Source organism: Ezakiella coagulans, assembly GCF_003096635.1.
Taxonomy (GTDB): domain Bacteria; phylum Bacillota; class Clostridia; order Tissierellales; family Peptoniphilaceae; genus Ezakiella; species Ezakiella coagulans.
The window spans coordinates 1-15956 of sequence record NZ_QEKV01000008.1; the positions used below are offsets into that span (position 1 = coordinate 1).

Genomic DNA, 15956 nt, shown 5'->3' on the forward strand with positions numbered 1-15956 from the left:
ACATACAAAAATAAAAACATTAAAAAGAATAAGCTACGGCTTTAGAAACTTCGATAGTTTTAGGAATAGAATATTTTTGATGTGTAAATAGAAAAGAATATGTAACAGCGGCGGCGAAAACCCCTAGGGTTTTGTTTGCCATGCAAAAAATCCGAGAAATTGAACAGAGTTATTTTTAGTAGTTATGTTTTACTGATAATGTGTATTTTTAAATGAAAGAGAGACTTGTTTTTATGCAAGCCTCCCCCATTGTTGACAAAGAGCCGTTTTTAATTATTGATAAGAAAATCATATAACTTAAAAGAGGGCTTGCGCCCTCATTTTAATGTGTCTTACCTCCGGTAACCACAATGTCTTCTTTGTTTGTAATAATAGCTTCAATTGCCAGTTCCAATCCTTTTACAATTGTCTCAAGAGCCATTGAAGGCATATTCTTTTTATCTGTAACTTGTTCAGGTAAGAACGGAATGTGAATAAAGCCAGTTCTCATATTCGGATATTCAGTAGCCTTTATATGACAAACTCCATATAGTACATGGTTACAAATGAATGTACCGGCTGTATTTGAAACACTTGCAGGAATCTTTCCTTCCTTTATGTGTTCAACCATAGCTTTTATAGGAACCGTTGCAAAATATGCAGCAGGTCCATCTTCTACAACCTTTTCATCAATAGGCTGATTTCCTTCATTGTCCTTTATCCTGCAGTCATCGCAGTTAATTCCAACTCTTTCAACAGTAATGTCAGGTCTTCCTCCTGCTTGCCCGATTGAAAGAACAACGTCAGGATTAACTTCTTTAATTTTTTCTCTTATTTTATCAACGGATTTTCCAATTACTGTTGGAATCTCAAGTTTTATAATTTCCGCATCCAAAATCTTATCCGGTAATTTTTTTACCGACTCAATTGCAGGATTTATTTTTTCTCCTCCAAACGGGTCAAATCCCGTCACCAATATTTTCAATTAAAATCCTCCTTTAAATTTAATATTCTCTAAAATCCAAATGCCAACATTAAGATGACATGCACCACTACCAATGCCAAAGCAACCGGTGCTTGAGTCTTCATAATTGTGTATTTACTCTTTGTTTCAAGAATTGCAGCCGGAACAATATTAAAGTTTGCAGCCATAGGTGTCATAAGAGTTCCGCAGTAACCGCATGTCATACCTAATGCACCAATTACTGCAGGGTTTCCACCATTTGCAATAACAAACGGAATGCCGACACCGAGCGTGATAACTGTGAATGCTGCAAATGCATTACCCATAATCATTGTAAATACTACCATTCCTAAACAATATGCAATAACACCCAAAACTTTTGCTTCCTGTGGAACAATAGCTGAAACGCCTTGTCCAATAACTTGTCCAACTCCTGCCGATGCAAAAACTGCTCCGAGAGCACCTAGTAATTGCGGAAGAAGTGATGAACTTCCAATTTGCATAAGCATCTTTGAAGTATCTTCTTTTGTTTCTTTATAATTTGCTTTTGTTATAATTAAAGCGATTATAATTGCTATAATTGATGAGAATCCCAGAGTTTGAGCGGATGTGAATCCGAAAAATACCGGAGCTCCGTCTTTTGCTGTGTCGACAACGATTTTAAAGCTCTTGAATTGAGCCATAATCATAGCAATCACACCAATTGAGAGTGCAGGAATAAATATTTTGTTTCCCACTCTCTTTCCGTATTGTTCTCTTTGTTCTTGTTTTTGATTTTCAAATTCTCCGATTTGAACTTGTTTTGTAAGTGTGAGTGCACCAAGCACCATTAAAAGTGCTCCTATAACCGCTCCGCCGTGTTCATAGCTGTTGATAAGAAACTTTCCTCCGGCGAAAAGAATTCCAAGTAATGTCCAGAAAACAAATGTTCCTAAAGGAGCTTTTTTATTTTTCAGTCCTCTAACACCTACTATAATGCAAACCAAACCACAAAGAATGTAAATCAGTTCGTCTATCATGGCAGTGTTTTTATATATAAAACTAAACATTAGCTTGCTCCTTTCTCAGTTTTCTTTCAAACAAATAACATTGAATGAGAGCCAAAATAACCATTGCAACTCCTGCCAAAATCGAGCCTTGAGCAATCTCTGCATTGGTTACATTGTATCCTGCTTCAGAAAGTGTCGATTGAATCAATAATACACCTCCTGCAACAGGGAAAATGTTTTGTCCGAAAAAGTTTCCGTAGTTTTCAGCAGCTCCTGCTAATCCTTTAAGTTCTTCCAATCTCTTTTCTGAAAGATCCACTTTCTTTGTAGCGGCTCCTTCAGCCATAGGAAGAATTAAAGGTCTAACAAATTGAATGTGTCCGCCCAATCTGAGTGAGAAGATTGCTGCAACCCATCTAATAAGGATATACATCCCAACAACTGCTCCTGCGCTTGCAGATTTGATTTTTTGTATCGCTTCTGCAGCTCTGTCCTTTAAACCATATCTTTCCATAATTGCAATTAGTGGTAAACTCAAGAAGAAAAGAGACATGTATCTGTTTGTTACGAATCCCTTACCTATTAAGTCCAACACATCGATTAATGGCATGCCGGAAACGAGACCTGTCACAAGTCCTGAAATCAGAACTACTGCAACTACATCCAATTTGCAGGCAAACCCGACGACTATTAATAAGACGCCGATTAAAACAAAATAGTTCATAAGCACCTCCTATTAACCTTATACCCCTTTTTTGTATTAATAAACTAAATTAAACTGTTCTTATTAAATAATTTTTTTATAAATACATACTGACAAATAAAAAAGGATGCGTAAATCGCATCCTTATTCTAATCATCATTTCTTTTTATCTTAGCTGTAAAAACTTCTTTTCTTTTATCGTAACTTATAGTTATTGCTGTTATGCTTTGGTCGCTTGGAAGTTCGTACATATAATCAAGCATTACGCCCTCAACAATTGACCTCAAACCTCTTGCTCCCGTCTTTCTTTTAATTGCTCTGTTTGCAATTTCAGTAAGTGCGGCTTCTGTAAATTTCAAATCACAATCTTCAAGCTTCATAAGTTCCTGATATTGTTTAATTATCGCATTTTTTGGCTCTGTCAAAATTCTTATAAGGCTGTTTACATCCAAATCATCAAGTGCAACATGAACCGGAATTCTTCCAACAAGTTCAGGAATTAATCCGTACTTGACAAGGTCGTGTGCTTCCATTTTTTGAAATAACTGGCCAACACTCAATTCTTCTTTCTTGATCGGGTCATTTGTAAATCCAAAAGAACTTTTTCCGAGTCTTTTTTCAATAATGCTTTCAAGTCCATCAAAAGCACCACCAACAATAAATAGAATATTTTTCGTGTCAACGGTTAGCATTGTGCCTTGAGGATGTTTTCTTCCGCCTTGAGCCGGAACACTTGCAACAGTACCTTCAATGAGTTTTAAAAGTGCTTGTTGCACACCTTCACCACTCACATCTCTTGTTATTGAAACATTTTCGCTCTTTCTTGCAATCTTATCAATCTCATCGATATATATAATTCCCTTTTCCGCAGCCGCAATATCCATATCCGCTGCTTGTACAAGTTTTAAAATAACATTTTCAACATCTTCTCCAACATAACCCGCTTCAGTTAAAGTTGTAGCATCTGTAATCGCAAAAGGAACATCCAGTATCTTTGCAATCGCTTGTGCAAGAAGTGTCTTACCTGAACCTGTCGGTCCCAAGAGAAGCACATTGCTCTTGTCAATCATAACATCGCTTTCAGGCTCGACATAAACTCTCTTGTAATGGTTATACATTGCTACAGATAAAACTTTTTTTGCTTCATCTTGACCTATAACATATTCATCAAGCTTTTCTTTTATTTCTTTTGGTGTCAAAAGTTCATTAAGATCTTTTGAGAACTTTGTTTCAATTTGGCTCTTTACAATTTCTTCGCAATATTTAACGCAATCATCACAAATATAGGCATCCCCACCGCCACTAATCAATATATTTACATCGTCTTGAGATCTGCCGCAAAATGAGCAACGATTCTTATCATCCGGTGTTCTTGGCACTATTTTGACCTCGATTCTAAGACTTTGTCGATAAGGCCATATTCTACAGCTTTTTCAGCACTCATAAAGAAATCCCTATCTGTATCTTTTTCAATTTTTTCAAGCGGTTGTCCCGTTCTTTCAGCTAATATTTTATTGAGTCTTTCTCTTGTTTCCAAAATCTTTTCAGCTTGAATTCTAATATCTTCAGCCTGACCTTGAGAACCACCGAGCGGTTGATGAATCATAATATCAGCATTTGGCAGTGCAAATCTCTTTCCTTTTTTACCGGCTGTAAGAAGAATTGCTCCCATACTTGCTGCAAGTCCAACACAAATAGTCGAAACATCAGGTTTAATATGATTCATAGTATCAAAAATTGCAAATCCACTTGTAACATTACCTCCCGGACTATTTATATACATTTGTATATCTTTTTCAGGATCTTCAGCTTCCAAAAATAGAAGTTGTGCTACAACTAAATCTGCCATAGTATCGTTTACTTCCCCTGAAACAAAAATAATTCTTTCTTTTAAAAGTCTCGAAAAAATATCGTAGCTTCTCTCTCCTCTGCCGGTTTGTTCTATAACCATTGGCACTAATGCCATAAAATCACTCCTTTTTAAATAATAAACAAGGCCCTTTTGGGCCTTATTTCATTTTATTTTTCTTCTATATCTTCTTTTTCTTCTTTGACCTTTTTATCTATCTTTTTCTTGGTCGTCTTTTTTTCTTTCTTGCCTTCAACATCAAAGTCTGCTTCTTCGACTAACTTTTCTGTCTTTTTCTTTGAAGCTTTTTTAGGAGTCTTCTTTTCTTTTTCTTCAGTTGCTTCCTTTACTTCTTCAGCTTCTTTGTCTGCTTTCTTTGTAGTCTTTTTTGTGGTTTTCTTTGCAGGCTTCTTTTCTTCCTTAGGCTCTTCTTCTTTTACTTCAACTCTCTTAACCGTTTTCATGAGCTCTTCAACAACTTTTTTATTTAAAATTCCTGTGTCCATGAAAGTGATGTCTTGATTTTTTGCCATTTCAAAGAATTTATCAGGATCCATTCCGTATCCTGTCGCTGCAGATTTAATAGCTTCTTCTCTATCTGCATCAGTTACTTCTATTCCTAATTCTTTTGCAGCTGTATCAAGAACAATATTTGCTCTTGTTTTCTTTTCTGCTATAGGTCTGAGTTCGTTTTTAATTCCTTCTTCGTTTTGACCTGTGTACTTAATGAAATCTTCATATTCCATGCCTTGTTGTCTAAGTCTGAATTTAAAATCTTCAAACTCTTGATTTGTTTGCGATTCAATAAGAGCTTTCGGCACTTCGAAATCAGTTTTTGCTACAAGAGCATCTACTGTATTATTTTCATCTCTAATTGCAATCGATTCTTGAAGTCTTTCTTCAAGCTTTTTTCTAATGTCTGCTTCAAGTTCTTTAATAGTTTCAAATTCACTTACTTCTGACGCAAAATCATCATCTAATTCAGGCAATTCATATTTTGATATAGAATTCAATTTTGTTTTAAAAACCGCTTCTTTTCCTGCATATTCTTTTGCATGATAGTCTTCAGGGAATGTAACGGTTATATCAAATTCATCATTAATATTTTTGCCGATAATTTGGTCTTCAAATCCAGGAATAAATTTGCCTGCACCGATTTCCAAAGTAGTTCCCTCAGCTTTTCCACCTTCAAATGCAACACCATCAATAAAACCTTCAAAATCAATGTCTACTGTGTCACCTTTTTCTGCAGCTCTGTCATCTATAATAATTTCTCTTTGATTATTTCTTCTTTGATTTTCAAGTTCAGCTTGAACAGCCTCGTCAGTTATTTCTTCTTCGATTTTAGGAATTTCAAGATTCTTCATATCCTTAATTACAATTTCAGGAACAACTTCTGTAGTAAATTCCATAACTACATCTTTGCCACTTTCGAGTTCTTTAACGTCAACACTTGGCATTCCTACAGCTGTTTTCGGTAATTCTTCAGCTAACTTTTCATAATTTTCATCGATAGCAATATTTAGAGCGTCTTCATAAAATACACCCTTGCCATAGAAATTTTCAATAATATGCCTCGGTGCTTTGCCTTTTCTGAAACCATCAATTCTAAAGTGACCTCTCGTCCTCTTATATGCGGTTTCTATATACTTTTCAAATTCATTCCAAGGCAATGTCCAATCAAATTTTAATTCATTGTCCTTTGATTCAACTACTTTAACGTTCATAAATATCTCCTTTCAATATTCTCAGATTATTATAGCACAAACTAATTATAAAATCAATAACTATTCGTCTTATTATACCCTAAAATAGGACACTTAAACAAAACTAATTCATATTTAAATTTCAAGCATTAATTCATAGTTGAATAATTCCCTTGACATTTTGTCACCTATCTGTTATAATTATCGTGTCGCTTAAGCGAGACTTAAATTGACTATTTTATTCATTTTTTAGTCAGTTTTTCGAGTTTATGAATCTCGCAACTTAGACTCGATGTACAATGGAACAAATTTTGTTTCAGTTCATTTAAAGTAGTGCGGTCTACCTCCTATGACAATACTACTTTAAAAGGACACTAAAGACCCAATCAAGGGTCTTTTTTATATTAATTATGGAGGTTTTTTATGATTGATAATGACAAATTAGGTACTATGCCTGTAAAAAAACTTTTATTTGAACTCTCAGTACCAGCTATTTTTGCACAAATAGTGAATGTTTTATATAATCTTATTGATAGAATATACATTGGACATATAGACAAAATCGGAAGCCTTGCTTTGACAGGTGTAGGTGTTGCAATGCCTTTAATAATGATAATTTCTGCATTTGCTGCACTTGCTGCAATGGGCGGTGCACCTCGTGCGTCAATATACTTAGGAAAAGATGACTTAAAAACTGCCGAAAAGATTTTAGGTAATTCCTTTTCACTCTTACTTATCATTTCATTAATACTTAGCATATCTATTTATGCCTTACTAGATAAAATATTAATACTTTTCGGAGCAAGCGAAAATACTCTAGCCTATGCTATGGATTATATGAAAATATACGTTCTCGGAACAGTATTTGTTCAACTTTCAATCGGTTTAAATTCATTCATAACCGCACAAGGCTTTGCAAAAACAAGTATGTATACAGTTTGTATAGGTGCGGTACTTAATATTGTGCTTGATCCTATATTTATTTTTGCATTTAAAATGGGCGTAAAAGGTGCTGCACTTGCTACTATAATATCTCAAGCTGTATCGGCAATTTGGGTTTTAATGTTTTTAAGAGGCGAAAGTACAATTTTAAAAATTAAAAAGAAAAATATGAAACTTGACAAAGATATAATTCTCCCTTCAATCGCTCTAGGCGCATCCCCTTTCATAATGCAAATGACAGAGGGACTGATTGGAATCACTTTCAACCGTTCTGCCCTTAAATATGGCGGAGATATTGCTGTAGGAACAATGACAATACTTCTCTCTATAATGAACTTTTCGATGCTACCGTTAATCGGACTCACACAAGGTGCACAACCAATAATAAGTTATAGCTACGGTAAAAATGATATAAATCGTTTAAAAACAACATTTTTATATTTATTGAAATCATCTCTGATTTATTCTTTTACGCTGTGGATTCTGCTAATGTTTATTCCAAATATTTTCGCATCTCTATTTACAAGCGACACATCTCTCATAGACTACTCGACCCCTGCAATAAGAATGTTTTTCTTTGTAAATGTTTTGCTTGGCATTCAAATCGCATGTCAAAATACATTTATAGCTATCGGAAATGCAAAAACTAGCTTGTTTCTTGCAATACTTCGAAAAATAATTCTTCTTATTCCACTTATCATCATACTACCAAACTTTATAGAACCTAAAATAACCGGTGTGTTTATAGCTGAACCGATTTCAGATTTTATTGCAGTCTTAACTACAGTAATTATGTTCAGAAAAGCTTATAAAAAGCTATAAAAAACTCTCATACTAGCACTATGCTAATATGAGAGTTTTTTTATAGATATATCCAAAATCTTTTCATGAAAATGTCTCCATCTTCTACTATATTTTCCAAAATGCCTCCTGCGGATTCAATTGTTTTTTGAGATGCAATATTATTTTTGTTGCAAGTTATGAGAACTTTTTCATAGCCTTCGTCTTTATAAAACTCGAGTGCACAAGAAAGCATCGCTTTTGCATACCCCTTTCTCCTTTCATCCGGACTGACCGAATAACCGATATGGCCTCCAAATTTTAAAAGCATATCATTAAGCTCAAATCTCATATTTATCATTCCATAGACTTTTGTTTCATCGTCATCTACATAAATCATTTCATATGCGGGAACAATTCCTTCAGGACATGTTTCTTTTTTTGACACCGCTAAAAGATATTTAAGCCATTCGCCATAGTCCATTCTCTCAAGGCCGCTAACTCCGCAGAACGTTTCATTTGCATCTATAATCTTTTGTTTAAAATCCATAACGATTTTTTCGTGTTTTGCTTCTGGCTGTATTAATTTCATATTATCCATGATTCCTTTCAATGTCTTTCTGACTGTCTATTGCAATAACAATTCCCAAAACCTCTGATGCGTATTTTTCATCGTATATGTCAATTTCGTAGGTGTCGCCCCAACTTAACCATTTCTTAGAAATAGTTGCTATTACCTCTTATTCTTTAAGAACATCAAAGTCTAAATCCCAATAATTACCTCTAACAAATAAATTTCCAAAAGTGGTTTCTACATCAATCTTTCTTTGAAGCAAAGAAAATCTGAAATTCAAAATAATTTGCTCTCCATCTTCAAAAGTTAAAATGTATTTCGGAAGAAATCTAAAAACTTCTTTGTCTATTTCAAAACTGCTAAATCCTTCCTTAGCAATAACATCCGCATGAAAACCTAAAAATCTAAATTTTTGATTTACAGTAAAAATTACATTCTGTTCTTCATCATAGACATCATAGTGGTCTAAAAATTTGAACACTTTTTGTTTTAAATATAGTTTCACTCCTATTCCTCCTTATTTCTATAAGTTAAGTTTCAAATCTCCGTCTTTTATCCAACCTATTTTCTTTAAAACAATATAAAATAAATATGATAAAACCGCCGGCAACAAAATATGAACAAGTAAAATACTTGTGTAAATCACGGCCATTCCTCTTCCATCGGCACTCATCGATGTTATTGTTCCAATTTGTCCGACAAGTCCACTTGTTCCCATACCTGAGCCGATTGGAATATTTGTCATCTTAAATACTACAGTTGAAATTGGTCCGGTTATTGCGGATGCAAGTGTTGCTGGAATCCAAATTTTCCAATTTTTTACAATATTTGGAATTTGAAGCATCGACGTTCCAATTCCTTGACTTACAAGTCCGCCGAGCCCATTTTCTTTATAGCTTATAACTGCAAAACCTACCATTTGTGCCGAACATCCTGCCGTTGCTGCACCGCCTGCGAGCCCTGAAAGACCAATCATCATACAAAGTGCAGCGGATGATATTGGAAGAGTTAAAACCATTCCCACAACTACAGACACTACAATTCCCATAAAGAAAGGTCTCAGCTCCGTTGCCTTTATAACAAATTCTCCGATTGAATTCATTCCACTCGAAAGCACAGGACCTAAAACAGTAGCAATTAATGAACCCACAATAATTGTGGTTGCAGGGGTTACAATTATGTCAAGCTTAGTTTCTTTTGAAACAATTTTCCCAAGCTCGACGCTCACGCAAGTCGCTAAAAGAGAGCCTACGGGCCCACCCGCAATATTTCCTATATATCCCACGACAACAGCAGAATAAAGAACTAGTGCCGGAGCATTTAGACTGTGTGCAATTGCAACACCGATAGCAGCACCCGTCATATCTCTTGCTGCAGGCCATATTGTCTCAGTTAAATAAGTAATTCCTAATTTTGTTCCAATAGTATTTAAAATAGTCCCTACAAGTAATGTTGCAAAGAGTCCAAGTGCCATTGAACCCAGTACATCGATTCCATATTTTCTCAAAGAAATTTCTACACCTTTTCTCTTTAAAAATTTGTTAACATTATTTTTCATAATAACCTCCTAAATAATAAAAACAATAAATTAAAATTTATTGTTTTTTTGTTATTCATTATTTAATAATCTTTTAAGGTAATCGTATTCCTCTACTAAGTCAATTTTCATCCCCTGCGGAGCGGAAGACATTTTTTTTAGGACATCATTAAGCATTTCATAAACTCGGTCCTTAGAAAAATAGTGTTCATTTACTAGTTTGTAGTACATAATTTATCCTTTCTAATTATTAAAAAATATATGTATAAGGGTCGCTTAAGCGACCCTTAGTTATATTTATATTGTTTTCTTTTCGTGATTTTCGTCATCAAGTTCAGGTACATCTTCTCCTGATTGAATTACGATTGGTTTTTGTTCAGCTAGTTGTTTGTATGTCAAATATTTTCTCTTTGCCATTTCTTCAGCTTGATCAAATAAGTCTTGAGCTTGTTCAGGGAATGCTCTCATAAGGGAAGTGTATCTTACTTCGCCCTTAATGAAATCTTGGAATGATTCCTTAGGTTCACGGCTATCCAATTGGAACGGATTCTTGCCTTGATCTTCAAGACGTGGATCGTATCTGTATAGGTGCCAATAACCTGCTTCAACAGCACGTTTTTCTTGGTGAATTGTTCTTCCCATACCTTCTCTGATTCCGTGGTTAATACATGGAGCATAAGCAATGATGAGTGATGGTCCTGGATAGCTTTCAGCTTCCTTGATAGCTTTTATAGCTTGGTTCATGTTTGCACCAAGTGCGATTTGAGCAACATATACATAACCGTAGCTTGTCATCATTAGACCGAGATCCTTCTTTCTGATTCTCTTACCTGATGCAGCGAATTTTGCAATTGCAGCAAGCGGTGTAGCCTTTGATGATTGTCCACCTGTATTTGAGTAAACTTCAGTATCGAATACAAATACGTTGATGTCTTCACCGGAAGCAAGTACGTGGTCAAGTCCACCGAATCCGATGTCGTATGCCCATCCGTCTCCACCGAATACCCAAACGCTCTTCTTTACAAGGAAGTCTTTCTTTTCAAGAATTTCTTCAAGAATTTCTTTTGTGCGACCGCTAGCTTTTTCAGCATATCCTTCAGTTGTAAGTCTTCCGTAAACGTCTCTTGTTTTTTCAGGATCATCTATGTTTTCTTTGAATTCTGTGAAGATTTCTGACACTGTTTTATCTGCATCATCAAGAGCCATATATTCATCCATTAAATCTTGGATTTTTTCTCTGATGTGACGGATTGCAAGTGCCATACCGTAACCATATTCAGCATTGTCTTCGAACAATGAGTTAGCCCATGCCGGACCTCTTCCGCATGAATCCTTGCAGTAAACTGTTGAAGGAGCTGAACCTCCCCAAATTGATGAACATCCTGTTGCGTTAGCAATAAGCATTCTATCTCCGTAAAGTTGTGTTACGAGTTTTGCATAAGGAGTTTCTCCGCAGCCTGCGCATGCTCCTGAGAATTCAAGATATGGTTTGTTATATTGTGAACCCTTAACTGAGTATTTGTCCATAACATTGTTCTTTTCAGAAAGTGTTGTTGCAAATTCCCAATTTTCTTTTTGTGGGTGGAATTCTTCTTCAAATGGAACCATTGTAAGAGCTTTAACTTTTGCAGGACATGTGTCAGCACAGTTGCCGCATCCTGTACAGTCAAGAACTGAAACTTGGATTCTGTATTGATAAATATCTAAACCCTTACCATTTGCTTTGATTGTTTCAAATGTTTCAGGCATGTTCTTTTGTTCTTCTTCGCTAACGAGCATCGGTCTGATACATGCGTGCGGACATACATATGAACATTGGTTACATTGGATACAGTTTTCTTTGTTCCAGTGTGGAACATTAACTGCGATTGCACGTTTTTCATATGCTGAAGTTCCGTTTTCGAAAGTACCGTCTGCATATTTTCCTGTGAAAGCTGAAACAGGGAGTGTATCACCTTTCATCTTGTTCATAACGTCAGCTATCTTTCTTACGAATTCAGGACGTGATTCATCAACCTTTTCTTCTTCAACTTTGAGGCTCTTCCAGCTTTCAGGTATTTCAATCTTATGAAGTGCGTTAACACCTTGGTCAACAGCTTCATAGTTCATGTTAACAACCTTTTCACCTTTTCTGCCATAGTTCTTTACGATTTGATCTTTCAAGTCTTTGATAGCTTCATCGAGTGGTAGAACTTGTGACAATTTGAAGAATGCAGCTTGCATAATCATATTTGTTCTTCCGCCCAATCCGATTTCTGCAGCAATCTTTGTTGCATTGATTGTATAGAAGTCAATGTTGTGATCAGCGATATATTTCTTCAAGCTGTTTGGTAGGTTTTCTTCCAATTCATCGTCATCCCATAGACAGTTGAGAAGGAATGTGCCGCCGTCTTTTAATCCTTCGAGCAAGTCATAGTTGTGAACATATGCTTGTTTTGAACATGATACAAAGTCAGGGTGTGTAATCAAGTAAGTTGATTTGATAGGTTTTTTACCAAATCTCAAGTGTGATGTTGTTACACCACCTGATTTCTTTGAGTCGTATGCGAAATAACCTTGTGCATATAAACCACTATCATCTCCGATAATCTTGATAGCTGATTTGTTAGCACCGACTGTACCGTCTGAGCCGAATCCCCAGAATTTACATCTGATTGTTCCTTCAGGTTCTGTGTTGATTATTTCACCCAATTCAAGTGAGTGATGTGTAACGTCGTCAACAATACCTACTGTGAACATGTCTTTCGGCTCATCTTGTTTCAAGTTGTCGAATACAGCCTTAATCATTGTAGGAGTTGTATCTTTTGATGATAATCCGTAACGTCCGCCAACGATAATAGGTTGATGTTCATTTCTATAGAAAACTTGTAGAACGTCTAAGTGTAAAGGTTCTGCAGTTGCGCCCTTTTCCTTTGTTCTGTCGAGAACAGCAATTTTCTTAACAGTCTTTGGAAGAACGTTAAAGAAATATTCTTTTGAGAACGGTCTGTAAAGTCTAACTTTGATAACACCGACTTTTTCACCCTTATCTCTCAAGTAGTCAACTGTTTCTTCGATTGTATCTGTAACTGATCCCATTGCAACGATAATTCTTTCTGCTTCAGGATCTCCATAGTAATCGAATGGTTTATATTCACGACCGGTGATTCTTGAAATTTCTTTCATGTAATCTGCAACGATTCCAACGATATCTTCATAGTATTTATTTGAAGCTTCTGCAGCTTGGAAGTAGATATCTCCGTTTTCTGCAGTACCGCGTGTTACAGGTCTTTCAGGATTTAATGATCTCATTCTGAATTCATTTAATGCTTTGTAGTCAATGAGAGATCTTAATTCTTCATAATCCATAACTTCGACTCTTTGAATTTCGTGTGAAGTTCTGAATCCGTCGAAGAAATGTACAAATGGTACACGGCCCTTGATTGTTGCTAAGTGAGCAACACTTGCCAAGTCCATAACTTCTTGAACTGAACCACTTGCTAGCATTGCAAATCCTGTGTTTCTAGCAGCCATAACATCTGAATGGTCGCCGAAGATTGATAATGCGTGGCTTGCTAAAGATCTAGCTGATACGTGGAATACAGCCGGTAGAAGTTCACCTGCGATTTTGTACATATTTGGAATCATGAGCAATAAACCCTGACTAGCCGTATATGTAGTAGTAAGAGCGCCAGCTTGAAGTGAACCGTGAACTGCACCTGAAGCACCGCCTTCAGATTGAAGTTCTTTAACTAATACTTTTTGACCGAATAAATTCAGTCTTCCTTCTGAAGCCCATTGGTCTACAGCTTCAGCCATGTTTGAAGATGGAGTAATAGGATAAATTGCAGCAACTTCTGTAAATGCATAACTTACGTGAGCTGCGGCGGTATTACCGTCCATCGTCTTAAATACTTTTGACATAATTACCTCCTAAAAAGTTGTCATCATGTGGTTAAAATTATTTTCCACATACTATTATATAACAACTAAAAACTAATGTCAAAGTTTTTAGCTATTATTGGCTAAGAATCTTTAATAGATTTTTTTAATACCAAACCCCGTGCCTATAGAATTTATCTATAAACAAAAACAAGATTCGGTATTACATAAAAATATTTTAAAATATGTTAATCTATTTCGTACTTTGTCAATTCTTCTTTCACGGACTCTGCAGATTTTCGAGTCATCCCCGGAACTTTCACAAGATCATCTATCGAAGCCTGCTTTATCTTTTCAATCGAACCGTATTCTTTCATAAGTGCTTCTTTTCTTTTCGGTCCGATTCCCTTTATGCCGTCAAGTCTGCTTTTTATCATAGTCTTTCCTCTAAGACTCTTATGATAACTTATAGCAAATCTGTGAACTTCGTTTTGAACATTGCTTATGAATGTGAAAAGTTCCCTACTCTCTTTGAGTGCATAAAATTCATTGTTGTATAAAAGTTTGTTTGTTGTATGAGAATCGTCTTTAACCATTCCCATCACAGGAATATCAATCCCCAAATCTTCTAAAACTTTTATAGCAATGCCAACTTGAGTCTTGCCTCCATCCATCAAAATCAAATTCGGTGCTTTAGAAAAACCCTTTGAACCATCAAGCATTCTCTTATATCTTCTGGTCAAAACTTCCTTCATACATTCCAAATCATTTCTTGTGTCCGCTTCTTTTATTTTAAACCTTCTATAATCATTTCTGTTATGATTCCCATCACTAAATACTACCATTCCTCCAACAGCATCCGTCCCTTGAATATGTGAAATATCAAAAGATTCAATCCTTTCAGGGTATTCTCCGGTACCAATAATCTGTGCAAGTTCTGTAAGCGCAATAACATTTGTCTTTGTCTTTTGAAGAATCCTTGCCCTGTGTTTTGCCAAATCTTCGAGTGCATTTTTCTTAACCATCATAATCGTGTCACGCTTTTCGCCACGTTTTGGCACATTTATAGTTGTGTTTAAAATTCCTTTTTGTCGTATCGCTTTTTGTAAACTTTCAAGATTTGTCGGTTCAACCTCAAGTACAAGCTCCGAAGGTGGATTTGATATTCCAAGATAATACTGCTTAATAAACTCTTCCATCATCTCGTGTTCATCTTCATCATCATTTGAAAGCACAAAGCTGTCTCTACCGATTGTTTTTCCATCGCGTTTAAAAAACACTTCAACAAGAAAAATATCCTCGCTCTTTGCATATGCGACATAATCGATCGAATCGCCGAGCGGCTTTGTAATCTTTTGATCCTCTTTTAGAGAATTTAAATCCTCAATCAGGCTTTTCATTGCAGCAGCTTTTTCGTACTCCATATTTTCAGCATAAAAAAGCATCTTATCACGAACTCTTTCAACTGTAAGCTCATTTTTCCCCTTCAAGAAATCTATCGGCTCAACGAGTTTTTTCATATAATCTTCTTCACTCATATTTCCCATGCAAGGTGCATCGCATTTGTCGATATAAAAGTTTAGACACGGCTTATAAACTCTGTCCAAATATCTCTTTGTAGTCCTAAGTCGATACTCGTCTTCCCAAAAAGTAAGAACATTATTAACAGCCAAAACATTCGGAAAAGGTCCGAAATAACTTCCGCCGTCTTTCTTTAACTCCCTCGATTTTATAAGTCTTGGAAACGGTTCGTTCGTAAGTTTTATATATGGATATTGCTTGTCATCTCTAAGTAAAATGTTGTACTTCGGGGCGTAGCTCTTTATTAAATTACTTTCAAGTACCAAACTTTCTACTTCATTGTCGACGATAATATATTCAAAGCTCTTTATATGACTTACCATCGCAGAAACTTTCGGTGACTTTTGAGTTTTATTGAAATATGATCGGACACGATTTTTTAAAATCTTTGCCTTTCCAACATAGATAACATTGTCTTTATCATCTTTCATTATGTAAACTCCCGGTTTTGCTGGTAGTTTTTGTAGCTCTTCTCTTATATTAAACACTCT

At 35.6% G+C, this 15956-nt stretch carries 13 protein-coding genes; 2 read left to right on the forward strand and 11 right to left on the reverse strand.

What is annotated here, in order from left to right; all coding sequences use genetic code 11:
- Nucleotides 1-10 precede the first annotated feature (10 nt).
- Entirely contained in the window at nt 11-91 is an 81-nt protein-coding gene (locus tag C7381_RS08865) for a hypothetical protein (RefSeq protein ID WP_425433148.1), read from the forward strand.
- Nucleotides 92-322: 231 nt separating this feature from the next.
- Here C7381_RS08865 and pcp read toward each other — a convergent pair whose 3' ends face one another.
- The 6 genes from pcp to tig all read right to left on the reverse strand — a co-directional run bounded on the left by pcp (nt 323) and on the right by tig (nt 6211).
- Entirely contained in the window at nt 323-964 is a 642-nt protein-coding gene (gene pcp, locus C7381_RS06545; protein ID WP_116480350.1) for a pyroglutamyl-peptidase I, read from the reverse strand.
- Between the two features lie 29 nt (nt 965-993).
- On the reverse strand, nt 994-1992 hold the full coding sequence (locus C7381_RS06550) for a DUF979 domain-containing protein (RefSeq protein ID WP_116480351.1): 999 nt from the start codon (nt 1990-1992) through the stop codon (nt 994-996).
- Nucleotides 1985-2656: a DUF969 domain-containing protein gene (locus tag C7381_RS06555; RefSeq protein ID WP_034545509.1), complete on the reverse strand. Its 672-nt coding sequence runs from the start codon at nt 2654-2656 to the stop codon at nt 1985-1987. The genes C7381_RS06550 and C7381_RS06555 overlap by 8 nt, the downstream gene beginning before the upstream one ends.
- A 128-nt stretch (nt 2657-2784) precedes the next feature.
- The gene (gene clpX, locus C7381_RS06560; protein WP_116480352.1) at nt 2785-4014 is read right to left on the reverse strand and encodes an ATP-dependent Clp protease ATP-binding subunit ClpX; all 1230 of its coding nucleotides are present in this window, start codon (nt 4012-4014) and stop codon (nt 2785-2787) included.
- A complete protein-coding gene (gene clpP, locus C7381_RS06565) occupies nt 4014-4601 on the reverse strand; it encodes an ATP-dependent Clp endopeptidase proteolytic subunit ClpP (protein WP_034545513.1) in 588 nt (195 codons plus the stop codon). Before clpP ends, clpX begins: the two co-directional genes overlap by 1 nt.
- Before the next feature lie 53 nt (nt 4602-4654).
- Nucleotides 4655-6211 carry a trigger factor gene (gene tig / locus C7381_RS06570; protein ID WP_116480353.1) on the reverse strand — a complete coding sequence of 519 codons (1557 nt, stop codon included), beginning with the start codon at nt 6209-6211 and terminating at the stop codon, nt 4655-4657.
- Between the two features lie 402 nt (nt 6212-6613).
- Between tig and C7381_RS06575 the strand changes: the two genes are divergently transcribed.
- Nucleotides 6614-7954, forward strand: a complete 1341-nt coding sequence (locus C7381_RS06575) for an MATE family efflux transporter (RefSeq protein ID WP_185117045.1) — start codon at nt 6614-6616, stop codon at nt 7952-7954.
- Nucleotides 7955-7994: 40 nt separating this feature from the next.
- Here C7381_RS06575 and C7381_RS06580 read toward each other — a convergent pair whose 3' ends face one another.
- The 5 genes from C7381_RS06580 to uvrC all read right to left on the reverse strand — a co-directional run bounded on the left by C7381_RS06580 (nt 7995) and on the right by uvrC (nt 15953).
- Nucleotides 7995-8462: a GNAT family N-acetyltransferase gene (locus C7381_RS06580; protein WP_245893787.1), complete on the reverse strand. Its 468-nt coding sequence runs from the start codon at nt 8460-8462 to the stop codon at nt 7995-7997.
- A 190-nt stretch (nt 8463-8652) separates the two neighbouring features.
- The gene (locus C7381_RS06585; protein WP_116480355.1) at nt 8653-8991 is read right to left on the reverse strand and encodes an LURP-one-related family protein; all 339 of its coding nucleotides are present in this window, start codon (nt 8989-8991) and stop codon (nt 8653-8655) included.
- An 18-nt stretch (nt 8992-9009) separates the two neighbouring features.
- Nucleotides 9010-10044, reverse strand: coding sequence for a PTS sugar transporter subunit IIC (locus C7381_RS06590; RefSeq protein ID WP_116480356.1), 1035 nt, complete (start codon nt 10042-10044; stop codon nt 9010-9012).
- Between the two features lie 276 nt (nt 10045-10320).
- Nucleotides 10321-13926: a pyruvate:ferredoxin (flavodoxin) oxidoreductase gene (nifJ, locus tag C7381_RS06595; protein ID WP_116480357.1), complete on the reverse strand. Its 3606-nt coding sequence runs from the start codon at nt 13924-13926 to the stop codon at nt 10321-10323.
- Nucleotides 13927-14132: 206 nt separating this feature from the next.
- Nucleotides 14133-15953 (reverse strand): excinuclease ABC subunit UvrC, encoded by a 1821-nt coding sequence (gene uvrC / locus C7381_RS06600; RefSeq protein WP_116480358.1) that lies wholly within the window; start codon nt 15951-15953, stop codon nt 14133-14135.
- Between the last annotated feature and the right edge of the window lie 3 nt (nt 15954-15956).

Coding starts and splice junctions, on each gene's coding strand:
- C7381_RS06575 (WP_185117045.1), top strand. CDS start 6,614: ATGATTGATAATGACAAATTAGGTACTATGCCTGTAAAAAAACTTTTA.
- nifJ (WP_116480357.1), bottom strand. CDS start 13,926: ATGTCAAAAGTATTTAAGACGATGGACGGTAATACCGCCGCAGCTCAC.
- tig (WP_116480353.1), bottom strand. CDS start 6,211: ATGAACGTTAAAGTAGTTGAATCAAAGGACAATGAATTAAAATTTGAT.
- C7381_RS06555 (WP_034545509.1), bottom strand. CDS start 2,656: ATGAACTATTTTGTTTTAATCGGCGTCTTATTAATAGTCGTCGGGTTT.
- C7381_RS06550 (WP_116480351.1), bottom strand. CDS start 1,992: ATGTTTAGTTTTATATATAAAAACACTGCCATGATAGACGAACTGATT.
- C7381_RS06590 (WP_116480356.1), bottom strand. CDS start 10,044: ATGAAAAATAATGTTAACAAATTTTTAAAGAGAAAAGGTGTAGAAATT.
- clpP (WP_034545513.1), bottom strand. CDS start 4,601: ATGGCATTAGTGCCAATGGTTATAGAACAAACCGGCAGAGGAGAGAGA.
- C7381_RS06580 (WP_245893787.1), bottom strand. CDS start 8,462: ATGGATTTTAAACAAAAGATTATAGATGCAAATGAAACGTTCTGCGGA.